Below are 17,481 nucleotides of genomic sequence, written 5' to 3' on the forward strand. Positions count from 1 at the left end.
TCTGTTTAGGCGGGTTTATCCATGTCAATGGTAGTGAAACCGATCACTGCGGTAGAGCGCTTGCATGGCATGCAAGAGGTCAGCGGTTCGAACATTCCATACGGAACAACTTTAGCCGCATTGAAGACAGCGATCACGCAAGCAACGAATGCAACGTTTGAAATCTACGAAGCAGACGGAACAACCGTAGCTACAGTATTAGCGTCGGGTAAGAAAGTCATTGTTACAGCACAAGATGGATTAACGAAGGTAACGTATACTGTGAGTGTGAATGCAGCACCATCAAATGGTGGAAGCGGTGACGGTTCAGCAACACCAATAGTACCGATACCAACAGTAGTTCCAACTCCAACACCTTTAAAAGCAAGTGGCATTATTTACGGTTACTTGGATGGAACGTTCAAACCGAATCAGACGATCTCCAGAGCGGAAATAGTGGCTATGCTTTCAAAAGTAATCAACACTACTTTTGTAAAAAGTGCTAAGTTCAATGATGTTGCGGGTCACTGGGCAGAAGCTGAGATTGATACGTTATCCGATATGGGTATTGTAAAAGGTGCAGCGGATGGTTCATTCAAACCAAATGCTAGTGCTACGAGATTCGAGTCGTTACTCATGGTCTTACGAATGCTAAATATCAGTCTTGGTCTTTCGTTAGACATAGAGTAGTCGTTCCAAGTTACTTAAATACGGTAGGTACTGGTAATAAAGTATCTGCCGTATTTTATATTTACCAATATTTATGGGGTAGTGAAACCAACCAAGGTGGGAGAGCGCTTCGCTGGCGGCGAAGAGGTCAGCAGTTCGATCCTGCTAGGGCCCCCAATAAAAAGCAACCCCTTGGGGCTGCTTTTTATTGGGATGCAAATCGAAACAAACTGGAGTGCTAAGGTTGTCATCTTAGAGCAACCGAACTACACTACTTTAATTGTTTGAGTGTTTATATTGGAAATTTTTTTCATTTATCGGATGAAAATATAAAGGTATATGTAGGGAAATGTCGAATAGATCCCAGATCCGCATAAACTTAGTTCTTAGATCACAAAAGAATAATGAAAATGAGCACTACTTAACTACTATTTTTACATATTCAAAGTCGCCATTTTTAAAATTGCGCCTGAATATTATTCGATTTTATGGAGGGCAATAATGTGCGGAAAGAAATTAACAAATCTATCGCTTTTTTTCTATTTTTATTTGTAATCGTTTTTAGTGTGAACCCAGGCATTGTATACGCCTTACCCGGCGGTAGCGGCACAGGGGATGGTACCTATGATTTCGCTGGATCTTTAGGGGCTACGGACAGTAATGGACCGGGATTTAGAACTTTGGGCAATAAGTGGGGGGTTAGTAATGCAGTAGCGCTTTCCGGAACGCAACTCTATAGTACGAATTCGACTCTTGGAGGTTCCGTAACTACCATATTGAGAGCAGAAGGAGGCGCAGTAAACAAAACCTTTACTTTTAAAGACTTAGGAATTAGCGCTTATAATTCTACTCGTACTCTTGCTGTTTTTACTGTTGTTTTGAAAGATATAACGGATACACAGATTGGGACAGCAAAAACGTTGTCTTCCAATTACGCCCTCACTACTTCAATTACACAAATGAGTACTATTCTAAATGGCGGCACTCCATACAATATTGATAACGTAGCTTCAATTACAATTACGGCGCAATATTTAACTTCAGCACAAACGGACTTAAATTTCGAAAATATCACTGTTGCCAATATTAGTGCTCTCGACATCACGGCGCCGACGTTGTCCGGCGTCGGGACGAGCGTATTGACGCCGAACACGTTAGCAGCGACAAGTAACGAGAACGGCACGCTGTATTTGGTCTTGAAATCGGCAACGATCACGAACAAAGCGAGCTTAGACGCGGAAGTTTCCAGCAGCCGAGGCACCAGCGTAGCGGCGACGGCCGCAAGCGCCGCGGCGATCCCGACCACGGGATTAACGGCTGGAACCTATGTAGTCTATGCGGTCGATGCAGCAGGAAATGTCTCTACGAAATCAGTAGACGTAACCCTGACCAATCCGGACATCACCGCCCCAACGTTGTCGGGTGTAGGAACGAGCGTATTGACGCCGAACACGTTGGCAGCGACAAGCAATGAAAACGGCACGCTGTATTTGGTCCTGAAATCGGCAACGATCACGAACAAAGCGAGCTTAGACGCGGAAGTTTCCAGCAGCCGAGGCACCAGCGTAGCGGCGACGGCCGCAAGCGCCGCGGCGATCCCGACCACGGGATTAACGGCTGGAACCTATGTAGTCTATGCGGTCGATGCAGCAGGAAACGTCTCTACGAAATCAGCAGACGTAACCCTGACCAATCCGGACATCACCGCCCCAACGTTGTCGGGTGTAGAAACGAGCGTCGTAACGCCAAACACGTTGGCAGCGACAAGCAATGAAAACGGCACGCTGTATTTGGTCTTGAAATCGGCAACGATCACGAACAAAGCGAGCTTAGATGCGGAAGTTTCCAGCAGCCGAGGCACCAGCGTCGCAGCGACAGCCGCAAGCGCCGCGGCGATCCCGACCACGGGATTAACGGCTGGAACCTATGTAGTCTATGCGGTCGATGCGTCAGGTAACGTATCCGCGGCGACCGCGGACATAACCCTGACCAATCCGGACATCACCGCCCCAACTTTGTCGGGTGTAGGAACGAGCGTATTGACGCCGAACACGTTGGCAGCGACAAGCAATGAAAACGGCACGCTGTATTTGGTCCTGAAATCGGCAACGATCACGAACAAAGCGAGCTTAGACGCGGAAGTTTCCAGCAGCCGAGGCACCAGCGTAGCGGCGACGGCCGCAAGCGCCGCGGCGATCCCGACCACGGGATTAACGGCTGGAACCTATGTAGTCTATGCGGTCGATGCAGCAGGAAACGTCTCTACGAAATCAGCAGACGTAACCCTGACCAATCCGGACATCACCGCCCCAACGTTGTCGGGTGTAGAAACGAGCGTCGTAACGCCAAACACGTTGGCAGCGACAAGCAATGAAAACGGCACGCTGTATTTGGTCTTGAAATCGGCAACGATCACGAACAAAGCGAGCTTAGATGCGGAAGTTTCCAGCAGCCGAGGCACCAGCGTCGCAGCGACAGCCGCAAGCGCCGCGGCGATCCCGACCACGGGATTAACGGCTGGAACCTATGTAGTCTATGCGGTCGATGCGTCAGGTAACGTATCCGCGGCGACCGCGGACATAACCCTGACCAATCCGGACATCACCGCCCCAACTTTGTCGGGTGTAGAAACGAGCGTCGTAACGCCAAACACGTTGGCAGCGACAAGCAACGAGAACGGCACGCTGTATTTGGTCCTGAAATCGGCAACGATCACGAATCAAGCGAGCTTAGACGCGGAAGTTTCCGGCAGCCGAGGCACCAGCGTCGCAGCGACAGCCGCAAGCGCCGCGGCGATCCCGACCACGGGATTAACGGCTGGAACCTATGTAGTCTATGCGGTCGATGCGTCAGGCAACGTATCCGCGGCGTCCGCGGACGTAACCCTGACCAATCCAGACATCACCGCCCCAACGTTGTCGGGTGTAGAAACGAGCGTCGTAACGCCAAACACGTTGGCAGCGACAAGTAACGAGAACGGCACGCTGTATTTGGTCTTGAAATCGGCAACGATCACGAATCAAGCGAGTTTAGATGCGGAAGTTTCCGGCAGCCGAGGCACCAGCGTCGCAGCGACAGCCGCAAGCGCCGCGGCGATCCCGACCACGGGATTAACGGCTGGAACCTATGTAGTCTATGCGGTCGATGCGTCAGGCAACGTATCCGCGGCGACCGCGGACATAACCCTGACCAATCCGGACATCACCGCCCCAACTTTGTCGGGTGTAGAAACGAGCGTCGTAACGCCAAACACGTTGGCAGCGACAAGCAACGAGAACGGCACGCTGTATTTGGTCTTGAAATCGGCAACGATCACGAATCAAGCGAGTTTAGATGCGGAAGTTTCCGGCAGCCGAGGCACCAGCGTCGCAGCGACAGCCGCAAGCGCCGCGGCGATCCCGACCACGGGATTAACGGCTGGAACCTATGTAGTCTATGCGGTCGATGCGTCAGGCAACGTATCCGCGGCGACCGCGGACGTAACCCTGACCAATCCAGACATCACCGCCCCAACGTTGTCGGGCGTGGGAACGAGCGTATTGACGCCGAACACGTTGGCAGCGACAAGCAATGAAAACGGCACGCTGTATTTGGTCTTGAAATCGGCAACGATCACGAACAAAGCGAGCTTAGACGCGGAAGTTTCCAGCAGCCGAGGCACCAGCGTAGCTGCGACGGCCGCAAGCGCCGCGGCGATCCCGACCACGGGATTAACGGCTGGAACCTATGTAGTCTATGCGGTCGATGCAGCAGGAAACGTCTCTACGAAATCAGCAGACGTAACCCTGACCAATCCGGACATCACCGCCCCAACGTTGTCGGGTGTAGGAACGAACGTATTGACGCCGAACACGTTAGCGGCGACAAGCAACGAGAACGGCACGCTGTATTTGGTCTTGAAATCGGCAACGATCACGAACAAAGCGAGCTTAGACGCGGAAGTTTCCAGCAGCCGAGGCACCAGCGTAGCTGCGACGGCCGCAAGCGCCGCGGCGATCCCGACCACGGGATTAACGGCTGGAACCTATGTAGTCTATGCGGTCGATGCAGCAGGAAACGTCTCTACGAAATCAGCAGACGTAACCCTGACCAATCCGGACATCACCGCCCCAACGTTGTCGGGTGTGGGAACGAGCGTATTGACGCCGAACACGTTGGCAGCGACAAGCAATGAAAACGGCACGCTGTATTTGGTCCTGAAATCGGCAACGATCACGAACAAAGCGAGTTTAGACGCAGAAGTTTCCAGCAGCCGAGGCACCAGCGTAGCTGCGACGGCCGCAAGCGCCGCGGAGATCCCGACCACGGGATTAACGGCTGGAACCTATGTAGTCTATGCGGTCGATGCAGCAGGAAACGTCTCTACGAAATCAGCAGACGTAACCCTGACCAATCCGGACATCACCGCCCCAACGTTAATCTTAACCAGTGCAAGTGCAACGGCCAACTCCACGACAACATTAAACTTTGTTTCGGATGAGACAGGAACCTACTACTTCGTAGTCTATGCAGCGGCAGACGCAGCACCGAATGCCGCTACGATTGCAGCACAAGGGATTGCCATAGCCAAAGGAACAGGGGCAGCAGCTGCAGCAGCGAACATGGCAAGCGTAACAGGCTTGTCGGCATCCACGCACTATAAGGCATATGTCATCATTAAAGACGCGGCGGGTAATGCTTCGGGTGTAGCGACTATTTCCTTAACAACGACAGCAACGCCAAGTAACGGCAGTACTCCGCTACCAGACACCGAGACTGAAATACTCATCAATGGTAAGGCTGAGAAAGCAGGAACTACAACAACAACCCAAGTGAATGGCCAAACGGTAACGACAGTTGTGATCAATTCGAAAAAGCTGGAGGAGAAGATCGCATCGGAAGGTGAACATGCCGCGATTACGATTTCCGTGAATACAAAATCCGATGTCGTGACCGTAGAGTTTGATGGCTGATAGTTAAAAACATGGAACAAAGGCAGGCGGTCATTGCCATCAAAGCGGAGAATGCGACCTATACTTTGCCTGTACGGCAGATCAACATTGGTTCTATATTGAATCAACTCGGCAAGAGCCTGTTGCCTCAAGATATAAAAATACAGATCGAAATTTCTAAACCGACCGCGGACACAATGAAGCTCGTGGAAAACTCGGCAGTCAGAGGGGGGTTCACCCTTGTCGTCCCGCCACTGAACTTTACGGTAAAAGCCAAATACGGGGATACGACTATTGAAGTAACCAAGTTCAGCGCCTATGTGGAAAAAACGATTGCAATTCCTGTTGGTGTAGACCCTAACAAGATCACGACCGGGATTGTTATTGAGCCGGACGGAACTGTTCGTCATGTGCCGACCAAGGTTGTTGTCATCGATGGCAAGTATTATGCTAAAGTGAACAGCTTAACGAACAGTACGTATGCCATCGTATGGCATCCCAAAGAGTTCAAAGATGTGGCGCAGCACTGGGCGAAAAATGCGGTCAACGACATGGGCTCGCGGATGGTCATCGGCGGAATCGGAAATGAACTGTACAATCCCGATCAAGATATTACTCGCGCAGAGTTTGTAGCGATTATCGTTCGGGGATTGGGGCTAAAGCTGGAAAACGGTACAAGTCCATTTAAAGATATTACGTCGACTGACTGGTATAGTAGAGCGATCCAGACCGCTTACGCATACAAATTAATCAGCGGATTGGAAGATGGTAGCTTCCACCCAGGGGACAAGATCACTCGAGAACAAGCGATGACGATAATCTCGAAAGCGATGAAAATAACCGGTCTCGAAGTGAGCCGAGATGATATCAAGGTATCGGGAGAATTGCTAAGTCCCTTCGCAGATGCGAGCAACGTCTCCAAGTGGGCGGAGAGCAGTATTGTCGACTGCTTGCAAGCAGAAATCATTGCCGGGAGAAGCAGCACGCAACTTTCGCCAAAAGCGTACATTTCCAGAGCTGAGGTCGCAACTCTCGTGCAGAAATTGCTGCAAAAGTCAGGACTCATTTAAAACAAAGGTAAGAATTTCAGGTTATCTCTCAGGTCAAACTAATCGCGTGAGAGATAACACTTCTTCCTACTGACTGTTGCTACACGCGAATCTGATAAGTGGCTCAAGCAAGGTGAACAAATCTATCATACAGCGATTAAAGTATCTCAAAGCGCAACTGAATATTCTTTTTTAGGTGTGTAATATCCCTGCGCGGGAGAGCGCTTGCATGGCATGCAAGAGGTCGGCGGTTCGATCCCGCTAGTCTCCACCAATACCTTAAACATAACGGCAGAGATGTCGTTTTTTTTGGAAATAATTGAAGGAGGGAATGTTAAATGGTTCTAGATGAATTGTTGAAAAGAAAAGATCTAAAGCCAAAAGAAAAAAACAGAAGTTATGGCAGATGCAATTATAAGCGGTGAACTAGCTATTATTGACATTATTAATGTAGCTTCTACCGCTAAAGACCCGGCAAAGGCGACTTGCATGGAGGCGTTCGAATATGCTACAAATAAAAAACCAGTGATTGCAAATATGGAGCTTTTCAGGTTCGCGCAAAATAATCTGTGTGCTAAAGCAACACGTCTAAAATGGGAGTCTGCTAAAGTAGTTGGCAATATTGCTCATCTTTATTCTGAACACCTAGAAGAGACGATTGCTAGTTTATTAGAAAATACAAAAAACGACGGCACTGTGGTTCGCTGGAGCGCAGCCTATGCTCTTACCCAAATATTCCATCTACCCAATTATTCGAACGATGATTTTCGTACCACTCTTCAGGATATTTGTGAATTCGAGGAAAAAAACAGCATCAAGAAAATATACTTAAAAGTATTAAAGAGGTAAATGAGTTATCACAGACGGAATTTGAACCCCAATTATTACCAGATTAGATTATCTTGGGGTCTTAGCTCAGCAGGGAGAGCGCTTCGCTGGTAGCGAAGAGGCCAGGGGTTCGTCCCGCGCGGACGGACCGAATGAATAACATCGAAGAATAAAATCGAGTGGAAGAGCACGGCGTCTGAATCTACCTATGGGGTCTACATCGGCGATCGGACTTCATTAGCAAACAAGAAACGACCCCGAGCTTATGAAAAGTTCGGAGTCGTTATTTCATTTGTTGGATTTATTTGATGGAGGCTTCATAAATGTCCTGAATGGATTTGGATATCATCGCGTTGAATTCATCGTCTGTCTGCCCGGCGGTTAGTCCCTCCGACAAGGCACGTGAGAAACTTGCGATCAATCCATGATTATGTGCCAGCTTTTCATTTGCTTCCGCTTGCGTGTAACCGCCTGACAAAGCCACAACCCGTACAACATGTGGATCCTCCATTAAATCGCTGTAGAAATTGTCTTTCGTCGGTATGGCGAGTTTAAGCATGACTTTTACGTCTTTGCCGAGGGAGGATAATTGATCGAAAAGTTCATCTTTTAATAGTTTTTCCGATGCTTCCTTATCCGCGCTGTGGATATCAACTTCCGGTTCGATAATTGGAACCAGCCCCATCTGAGCGATTTGGTTACCGATAGCAAACTGTTGTTCAACGACTTTTTTGATTCCGGCAGGATTGGCTTCCTTAATAACCGAGCGCATTTTCGTCCCGAAGATGTTTCGTTGGGCTGCTCGCTTCAGAAGGTCGTCTAAACCTGAAATGGGCTTCATGAGCTGAACCCCGTGTTCAAGGTCGGCGAGCCCTTTATCGACTTTTAGAAAAGGCACGATGCCTTTCTTCTCCCAGAGATAATCAGCGGTAAATTGCCCGTCAATGGAACGATCCATCGTGTTCTCAAATAAGATCGCGCCCAAAATGTACTGGGAATCAAACGCGGAACTCTTAATAATACGCGTTCTCATCTCGTGCACCATTGCATACATCTCTTCTTCATTGGAATAGCTGTTTTCCTTAATGCCATACTGCAGCAGAGCCTTAGGAGTACTTCCGCCGCTTTGATCCAAGGCCGCAATAAAGCCCTTTCCCGTACGGATTCGATCCAATTGCTTTGTATTCATGGATGTTTCACCTTCCCTTTCGTGAACTGATTGGCGTTTTATGTCTTATTAAGTATAGCACTTCTACTTGCAGGAATACATTCTAGGCACGCATGAGAAGCAGGAATGAAAGGGTCGGAACGCAGTCGATAGGGATAATACGGATTATAGTTGAAAGCTTGAAGGTTCATCCTTCAGGCTTTTTTTTGTCTGCACATGAGCGTATTTGGCTTCTCGCAACATTGCTTTGGAAAATCCCGTCGAGTAGATGTAAGGCTGAAATTATTCCAAATATAGCAGGGCCGGATCGGATAAAGAATCTTTTGTGGAAAGGATCGTGAAGATATGAAACGAAGACAACCGACTAGAGCAGGTAGTCTCATATGCATTTTACTTGTTTTTATAATGGGAGCGGGAGGCTGTTCGAGAACCTCCTCGGCTGTAAATTCTGTAACCATTAAAGACATGCAGGAACCACCGGGTTTAACGGGTTTGGTCGATAATCAGAAGGTTTCGTTCATTCTAGGCTCTTATCAATGGCATAATTCGATTGCAGATGCGCCTGACCCTTCGAGCTTGGTAAGGGATCAAGCTGCTGCAGCTGTAGTTCCGCCAAACAAGGAAATGTCGCTAACATTTGCTAGCAAGGAACAACCAGAGCAGATACTGGCTATGAATTGGGAAGAGGGGCAGATCCCGATTGCGGTAAACGGGAATAAAATCATTTTGCCATCGAAGCCTGGGAGGTATGTAATTTCCATAAGTGGGAAGTGGTCGGATGATCGTGGATCTTATGCCGCAGCTATTGAAATAAGAGAACCGGAGCAAACAGGTTTAGAAGCTTCGGGTGACTTACAAATACCTGCGATCAAGCTGCCTGAAGCAACCAATGCTGCAGCCGATATGATTGGATTGATTGTATATAATGATCAAATTTACACGCAGACGGCCACAAAAATGGATAGCGCACATGCTAAGGAAGTACGAGGGGAGAAGCTAGGGACTACGAAGGCCAACATTGACGAATGGAGTAAGCAGGATGAATTCTCCACCCAATTTGCTTCGTCCATAGGGGTCACGGATGTGTATATGGTGAAAGGATACGATAAGGATTTTCGAATCATGGCCTACTCTGAACAAGACGGTATAGTATATTCAGAGTTATATGAATGTCTGAATGGTATAACGATACATGATGGTAAAGACATCTTTGGTCAGCTTAAGCTGAGCGGTCAAGTGACTGCCGCCAAAGTAAGAAGCTTCAGCGATTGGAATAATGGCGTTGATAGAAGTACACCTTTAGCGAAAGTAGAGCTAGTGGAATCTTTTGTAGAGGAGTTGAATAATACGATCCCTCTCACAAGCAAAAGTGCGGGGCAGACGCTGGGAGATTATCAGAATGATGAGCAATTTAAGGAACTGACCCTTGAGCTCAAGGATGGTTCCCGAACGAGCTTGATATTAATTAAAACGGGATATATTCGATATGGATATACAGACGTATATTTCAAAATGGATAACGAGATATTCACGTCATTGTGGGAGCAAATATCAAATTAGGTCAGTTCGCTGCAGAATGACTCCGGGGAGAATATTTCTTTTCCGCATATCGCCAAAAAAGGATGTGTATAGTTAAGGTATGAAATGATGTTAAAAGGGAGCTGGTTGTTTAATGGCTGGAATTTTAAACGGATTATTTGGTAACTATTCGGAGCTCTCCATACAAGAACTATCACGTCAGTACAGTGCCTACCTCATGCCTAACGAGCAGATACAGACGGGTTTTAGATTAATTCGTGACACTTTCATTGTTACGGATAGCCGAATCGTATTGATCGATCATCAAGGTGTGACTGGGAAAAAGACAAGAGTTGCATCCATAGACCTGGACTCGATCTACGAAGTTACTATGGAAACGGCGGGTACTGGTTTTGATGATAGTGAACTCACCATCCATTACATCACTTCGCCTTATTACAAAAGCAATGACGTAAAAACAAGGTCGTACAAATTTGAGTTCGGCAAAAAATTCAATCTCCAGCCATTTTACGTTGCGATACTTTCGATTGCCCACCAGAACCTTAAACGACTGAACGCTTAGACATGATGACAATCACAACCCCCGCCAGCCACTTCACGAGGCCAGCGGGGGTTGTTTTCGTGTTGTAAATGATAAAATATTTCTATTAATTATCGTGATAGTGAGAAGAGCACTTCGATTCAATGAATCTTTGTTTTTCTTTGAAATATAGGTATTCAAAAACAAACAAACATGATAGACTAGGTTCAAACAAACATTATCACATATAAACGGAGGTCTATCATGGTACAAAGTTTATGGGACAACACGAAAGCACCTGATCAGCAAAGCGGACTGAATGAGCTTGTTTATCGTTCTAATATTATCGGTACGGATCGTCGAGTTTGCAACTGGGGCGGAGGCAATACGTCAAGCAAGACAACGGTTAAGGATTTCCGCGGTCGTGATGTTGAAGTGATGTATGTCAAAGGAAGCGGTTCTGATCTAGCTTCGATGAAAGCTAGCAATTTCACTGGTCTTCGCATGGAGGATATCCGTCCATTGTTCGAGAAGGACGAAATGCCGGATGAAGAGATGGTTGCTTATTTGGTCAACTGTATGATCGATAGCAAGCACCCGCGTGCTTCCATCGAGACTTTGCTGCATGCTTTCTTGCCTTTCAAGCATGTGGATCATACGCATCCTGATTCCATCATCAGCCTATGCTGCGCAGATAACGGTAAGCAGCTTGCAGAAGAGATCTTTGGCAACCGCTTCGTATGGGTTCCTTATATTCGTCCAGGCTTTACTCTCTCCAAAATGATCGCGCAAGGCGTACTCGACAATCCGAATGCAGAGCTCGTTCTAATGGAGAAGCATGGTCTTGTTACATGGGGCGAAACGTCCGAGGCGTGTTATGCACAAACGATCAAAATCATCAGCGAAGCAGAAGCATTCATTGAATCCCGCGTGAATGAAGCAAAGCTGTTCGGCGGCGTGAAGCATGAAGCGCTTGCGGCAGATGTGCGTAGAAGCATTGCCTCACAAGTGATGCCAACGATTCGCGGAGCAGTAAGCGATGTGAAGAAAATGCTGCTTACTTTCGACGACGAAGCCGATGTGCTGCAATTCGTTGGCGGAGCAAATTCCGCTACGCTATCCCAAGTTGGAGCGGCTTGCCCGGATCACCTTGTGCATACGAAGGTTGTTCCATTATTCGTACAATGGACACCGGATGCTAGTGACATCGAAGGTCTTAAAGCCATACTTAAAGAAAGCATTGCTGCTTATAAGAAGCAGTACGAAGCTTACTTCGAGCTCAACAAGCATGAAGGCGACGTAATGTTCGAGGCGGCTCCACGCGTTATCCTTATTCCAGGTGTTGGTATGATCAACACAGGCAAGAGTTGGGCAGCATCGAAAGTTAGCGGAGCCCTTTACCATCGTGCAATTGCCGTTATGCGCGGAGCAACAGCACTTGGTGAATTCGTTTCATTAAGCGAGAATGAATCCTACAATGTTGAATATTGGCCGCTTGAGCTTTACAAATTGTCGCTTGCTCCAGCTGAGACTGAGTTCTCGCGTAAGGTTGCTTTCATCACTGGCGGCGCGGGCGGTATCGGCAGCGAAACAGCACGTAGACTCGTTTCTGAAGGCGCACATGTCGTGCTTGCTGATTTGAATTTGGAAGGCGCCTTGAAGGTCGCTGGAGAAATTAATGATAAATACGGCGAGAACCGTGCGATTGCAGTTAAAATGGACGTAACAAGCGAAGAAGCGGTCATTGCAGCTTATGCAGAGACAGCTCTTGCATACGGCGGCGTTGATATCATCGTCAACAATGCGGGACTAGCGACTTCAAGTCCTTTTGACGAAACGACCTTGAAAGAATGGAATCTGAACATGAATGTGCTCGGCACAGGCTATTTCCTAGTTGCGCGCGAAGCATTCAAACTTATGAAATCACAGAGCATCGGCGGTAACATGGTGTTCGTCGGTTCGAAAAACTCCGTATATGCAGGCAAGAGCGCCTCTGCTTACAGCTCGGTCAAAGCACTTGAAGCGCATTTGGCACGTTGTATCGCAGCTGAGGGCGGAGAGTTTGGTATCCGCGTTAACACGATTTTACCGGATGCCATTCTGCAAGGATCGGCGATTTGGAACGGCAGCTGGCGTACAGAGCGGGCAGCCGCTTATGGTATTGAGCCGGATCAATTGGAAGAGCACTACCGTAAACGCACAACGCTGCTCGTTAACATTTATCCACGGGACATTGCTGAAGGTATCGCTTTCTTCGCTTCCTCCAAATCGGATAAAACGACTGGCTGTATGCTGACAATTGATGGCGGCGTTCCTGCTGCTTTCACTCGTTAAGCCTATGTTCAGACCCAAAGGGGAAAAACATTGGATCATCCCTGACGCCTATATTCCTCCTACGAGCGCAGGTTCACTGGTCAGCCATGAATCGATTTGCGTGTTGAACTGCTCGTCAGAGGAAGCACTGCTTCGAATAACGATCTTTTTTGAAGATCGTGAACCAATTGAAGATATCCTATACGTCGTTCCGCCAAGACGCACGAAGCATATCCGTACCAGCACACTCAATAGTAAAGGAATGTCGATTCCAGCCGACGTTCCTTACGCTATTGAAGTATGCAGCGATATTGCGGTTATCGTTCAATACAGTCGCCTAGATGCAACACAAGCAGAGAATGCTCTTATGTCAGTTATCGCTTATCCAATAAAGTAATGAGCAGAGGAGAATCTAATATGGATCAGAAGGTTGTTAACAATTACGAAGCGGCCAAGGAGCTGTATGCTCAGCATGGCATCGACGTGGATCAAGTACTGGACCGATTGAATACAATCAAAATTTCGATGCATTGCTGGCAAGGTGATGACGTTCGAGGTTTCTTGAATAAGGATCAAGCACTTACGGGCGGTATCTCCGTGACCGGTAATTACCCTGGAGCGGCTACGACGCCAGCGGAATTACGTGCAGATTTGGAGAAAGCGTTCTCTTTAATTCCTGGCAAACACAAAGTGAATCTTCATGCGATTTATGCGGATACCGATGAAGTAGTGGAACTGGATAAAATCGAGCCGAAGCATTATCAGAAGTGGGTGGATTGGTCGAAAGAACAGGGTCTGGGTTTAGATTTCAACCCAACTTGTTTCTCTCATGAGAAATCCAAGGATGGATTCACTTTAAGCCATCCCGATCCGGAAATTCGTCAATTCTGGATCGACCACTGCAAAGCATCAAGGAAAATTGGCGCTTATTTCGGTGAGCAGCTTGGTCAGACTTGTGTCACGAATGTTTGGGTTCCAGACGGCTTCAAGGATGTGCCGGCAGATCGTATGGCACCTAGACAACGTCTTAAGGATGCGCTTGATCAAGTATTCGCAGAAGAGATCAACCCTGCGCATAACCTTGATGCCATTGAGAGCAAGCTGTTCGGAATTGGCTCAGAGGCGTACGTCGTTGGCTCTCATGAATTTTATATGGGCTACGGCATTCGGAATAATAAGCTGATTTGTCTGGATGCAGGCCATTTCCATCCAACAGAAGTGATTTCTAATAAATTGTCTTCCCTTGCTCTATTCACAGATGGCATTCTATTGCATGTAAGCCGTCCAATGAGATGGGACAGCGATCATGTTGTAACTCTAGATGATGAATTAATCGATATCGGCAGAGAGCTCGTTCGTGGTGATCTACTGGACAAAACACATATCGGTCTTGATTTCTTCGATGCCAGCATCAATCGTGTAGCGGCATGGGTTATTGGAACACGCAATACGATCAAAGCCCTTCTTCGCGGTATGCTTGATCCGATTGAAGCATTGAAAGCAGCGGAACTCGAAGGCGATTATACAACTCGTCTTGCTCTGACTGAAGAGTTCAAATCGTATCCTTTTGGAGCGGTATGGGATTATTATTGTGCGCAGCAAGGTGTTCCAGTGCGTGAAGATTGGTTGGCTGTAGTAAAAGACTATGAGAAAAATGTTTTGCTGCAGCGGGGCGTATAACAACGAATAAGGGTGATGCACATGTCGAGCATTCTGGCGTATGATTTGGGTGCGAGCAGCGGTAGAGCGCTGCTCGGACGATTGACAGATCGCAAGATCGAAGTGGAAGAGCTTCACCGTTTCGGCAATGATCCCGTGCAGGTGGGCGACCGCCTGCAGTGGGATATTCTCCGTTTGTTCCATGAGCTCAAGCAGGGCTTGCTCAAAGCCAAGCATCAAGGCATCAAGCTTCAGAGTCTGGCCATTGATTCATGGGCGGTCGATTACGGTTTTATAGGCAAGAACGGAGAGCTGCTTGGCAATCCCTATCATTACCGCGATCATCATACCGATGGCGTGATGGAACGCGTACTTGGGCACATACCAGCTACCGAAATATTCGGACGGACTGGCATTCAGTTTCTGCCTTTCAATACGATTTATCAGCTGGCTGCCTTGAAGGAAGCTGATTCTCCCTTGCTTCGTGAAGCGGATCGGTTTCTAATGATACCGGACTTATTGCGTTATTTCCTTACTGGCGAGATGCATAATGAATTCTCGAATGCGACTTCGACGCAGCTATATAATCCGCTAGAGAGTCGTTGGGATCCTGAATTGCTTCGTTTGCTTGGCCTTTCGTCTTCTTGGTTTGGCGATGTTGTTCAGCCTGGAACGAAAGTGGGTCAGCTGCGCTCGTCTGTCACGGATGAGCTTGGAATCTCATCGGTTCCGGTTTACGCTGTAGCTGAGCATGATACGGGTTCTGCTGTTGTAGCGGTACCAGCTTTGGATCGATCCTTCGCTTACTTAAGCTGCGGCACCTGGTCGCTTATGGGTACTGAGGTTGATCAGCCTGTCATTAATGAGTTAGCACAGGAGCTGAATTTCACTAATGAAGGTGGAGCTTACGGAACCTATCGCCTGCTCAAGAATATCATGGGCTTATGGATTCTGCAGGAGAGCCGCCGGGAATGGGAAAGAGCGGGAATGACCTATTCCTTCCCAGAATTAGTGAAATTAGCGGAGCAAGCGAGTTCTTTCTCAGCCTTTATTGATCCGGATGATCCGCTGTTCTTGCATCCAGGTGATATGCCTGCCAAGGTTCAACAGTACTGCCGACTAAGTGGTCAGCAGGTTCCGGATTCACCGGGTGCGATCGCGCGATGCATCTTGGAGAGCTTGGCACTGAAGTACCGCTTTGTGTTGGAATTGACCGAACGTCTTTCCGGTAAGCAGTTTAACGGCCTGCATATGGTGGGCGGCGGCATTCATAATACGCTGCTCTGCCAATGGTCTTCCAATGCAATTGGCAAGCCCGTCTGGGCAGGACCGGCGGAGGGAAGCGCGATAGGAAATCTCGTCGTGCAATGGATTGCTCAAGGTGAGCTAAGTGATATATGGGAAGCGAGAAAGGTGATATCCGACTCTTTCCCTGTAACCATCTATGAGCCAGAGCAGTTCGAAGCTTGGGAAGATGCTTATGGAACATTCCGAAGAGTTACGGGATTAGCTTAATTCATGGTACACTCTTAGTAGAGATGCAGGTTGGAAGTGTAAGTAAGGAAGTACGTTATCACGGTTTTGAAAAGAGGGTCTTCATGCTGGTTGCAGAGCGGTACGAGAAAATTGTTCAGCAAGTAAATGAAAGAGGAAGCATTCGGGTTTCTGAGCTGAGTGAGCTATGTCAGGTTACAGAAGAGACGATCCGTCGGGATTTGGATCGTCTGGAGCAGGCTGGTCGGCTTCGTCGTTCCCATGGTGGAGCGGTTAGTGTCAAGGATCAGCAGCAGCAGCCCGAAACACCTTATACGGAGCGGGAAATCATCCACGCGGAAGAGAAGAAGCGGATTGCGGAGGAAGCCATCAAATGGATTCAGCCGAAGGATCGCATTCTTCTTGATGCGAGTACAACTGCTTGGTATATGGCGTCGATGCTTCCCGACTTTCAGCTTACAGTGCTGACCAATTCCATCAGGGTCGCGACCGAGCTTAGCAGCAGGGAAAAGGTTGAGGTGATCTCTACTGGTGGACTGCTTGCGCAGAGATCCTTATCATTTGTGGGTCCTCTCGCTGAGCGCTCGCTGGATGCCTACCACGTGGATAAACTTTTCTTCTCATGCAAAGGGGTTCACCTCGAGCGAGGAATTAGCGAGTCTAATGAGCTCCAATCGCGGATCAAGCAAAAGATGGCTGGCATAGCAGATCAGGTAATCCTGCTTGCAGATTCCAGCAAATTCGGCATTCAAGCATTTACACATGTTGTTGATTTGCAGCAAGTGGATGCCATCATCACAGATCGCCGCATCGCACCAGATGTGCTGAACCAGCTAACCGAGAGAAACATTCCGATCACAACCGTATAAGCATACAATCTGCCTTCCTTCATCCCAGAGGGAAGGCAAATTGTAAATTACCCATATTCAACTTGTCTGATAACCTGATATAATATGAATGATTGGTTTGCTCAAAACCTATGGTTAGAGCAGCATTCATTCAAGAATGATTGGTTTGCTCAAACCTATGGTTAGAGCAGCATTCATTCAAAGTGATTGGTTTGATTGAACCTATGGTTAGATCAGCATTCATTCAACTGGTTCTAAATTGATCTATGTAAGTTGAACGAAAAAAACAAATAGCAGTTAGCGGAGCGAGCAGAATCGTTCTGGAGAAACGACAGTGTTCGCCTTTGCAGCCGGATTCTAACCCTATAAGGGTTAATACAATCAAAGAATCTGGCTGCAACAGCGATCGGAAGAATGATCTGCTCGCGCAGCGAAACTCCGCTTAGTTTAATTTTCAAACCACTATTTTAATAAGAAGAGAGGT

The 17,481-nt window shown here is 47.9% G+C and carries 12 protein-coding genes and 1 tRNA gene; 12 read left to right on the top strand and 1 reads right to left on the bottom strand.

The features are described 5' to 3' along the window. The first annotated feature begins 21 nt into the window (after positions 1-21). From EKN16_RS01245 to EKN16_RS01260, 5 genes are all read left to right on the top strand, one after another. Complete coding sequence (locus tag EKN16_RS01245) at positions 22-669, top strand: S-layer homology domain-containing protein (protein ID WP_125653342.1); 648 nt, start codon at positions 22-24, stop codon at positions 667-669. A gap of 76 nt (positions 670-745) precedes the next feature. After that, positions 746-823 (top strand) — tRNA-Ala (locus tag EKN16_RS31985). 328 nt (positions 824-1,151) lie between these two features. Then, positions 1,152-5,600 (top strand): beta strand repeat-containing protein, encoded by a 4,449-nt coding sequence (locus tag EKN16_RS32770; RefSeq protein WP_232016148.1) that lies wholly within the window; start codon positions 1,152-1,154, stop codon positions 5,598-5,600. A gap of 11 nt (positions 5,601-5,611) precedes the next feature. Continuing rightward, positions 5,612-6,649 (top strand): S-layer homology domain-containing protein, encoded by a 1,038-nt coding sequence (locus tag EKN16_RS01255; protein ID WP_125653343.1) that lies wholly within the window; start codon positions 5,612-5,614, stop codon positions 6,647-6,649. Between the two features lie 378 nt (positions 6,650-7,027). Next, positions 7,028-7,477 carry a hypothetical protein gene (locus tag EKN16_RS01260; protein WP_125653344.1) on the top strand — a complete coding sequence of 150 codons (450 nt, stop codon included), beginning with the start codon at positions 7,028-7,030 and terminating at the stop codon, positions 7,475-7,477. A gap of 280 nt (positions 7,478-7,757) precedes the next feature. Here the strand turns inward: EKN16_RS01260 and EKN16_RS01265 are convergent, their stop codons facing one another. Next, positions 7,758-8,645 carry a fructose bisphosphate aldolase gene (locus EKN16_RS01265; protein ID WP_125653345.1) on the bottom strand — a complete coding sequence of 296 codons (888 nt, stop codon included), beginning with the start codon at positions 8,643-8,645 and terminating at the stop codon, positions 7,758-7,760. A 324-nt stretch (positions 8,646-8,969) separates the two neighbouring features. Here EKN16_RS01265 and EKN16_RS01270 point away from each other — a divergent pair, with 324 nt between their 5' ends. The 7 genes from EKN16_RS01270 (at position 8,970) to EKN16_RS01300 (ending at position 17,018) form a co-directional block, all read left to right on the top strand. Then, entirely contained in the window at positions 8,970-10,184 is a 1,215-nt protein-coding gene (locus EKN16_RS01270; RefSeq protein WP_125653346.1) for a hypothetical protein, read from the top strand. Between the two features lie 112 nt (positions 10,185-10,296). Further along, a complete protein-coding gene (locus EKN16_RS01275; RefSeq protein WP_125653347.1) occupies positions 10,297-10,725 on the top strand; it encodes a PH domain-containing protein in 429 nt (142 codons plus the stop codon). Between the two features lie 222 nt (positions 10,726-10,947). Continuing rightward, the gene (locus tag EKN16_RS01280; RefSeq protein ID WP_125653348.1) at positions 10,948-13,017 is read left to right on the top strand and encodes a bifunctional aldolase/short-chain dehydrogenase; all 2,070 of its coding nucleotides are present in this window, start codon (positions 10,948-10,950) and stop codon (positions 13,015-13,017) included. Between the two features lie 4 nt (positions 13,018-13,021). Then, positions 13,022-13,393 (top strand): sensory rhodopsin transducer, encoded by a 372-nt coding sequence (locus tag EKN16_RS01285; RefSeq protein ID WP_125653349.1) that lies wholly within the window; start codon positions 13,022-13,024, stop codon positions 13,391-13,393. Positions 13,394-13,413: 20 nt separating this feature from the next. After that, positions 13,414-14,676 carry an L-rhamnose isomerase gene (gene rhaA / locus EKN16_RS01290; protein ID WP_125653350.1) on the top strand — a complete coding sequence of 421 codons (1,263 nt, stop codon included), beginning with the start codon at positions 13,414-13,416 and terminating at the stop codon, positions 14,674-14,676. A gap of 21 nt (positions 14,677-14,697) precedes the next feature. Next, positions 14,698-16,170, top strand: coding sequence for a rhamnulokinase (locus EKN16_RS01295; protein ID WP_125653351.1), 1,473 nt, complete (start codon positions 14,698-14,700; stop codon positions 16,168-16,170). An 83-nt stretch (positions 16,171-16,253) separates the two neighbouring features. Next, entirely contained in the window at positions 16,254-17,018 is a 765-nt protein-coding gene (locus EKN16_RS01300) for a DeoR/GlpR family DNA-binding transcription regulator (RefSeq protein WP_125665722.1), read from the top strand. Positions 17,019-17,481: the final 463 nt, after the last annotated feature.

The sequence above is a fragment of the Paenibacillus baekrokdamisoli genome, from assembly GCF_003945345.1.
Taxonomy (GTDB): domain Bacteria; phylum Bacillota; class Bacilli; order Paenibacillales; family Paenibacillaceae; genus Paenibacillus_Z; species Paenibacillus_Z baekrokdamisoli.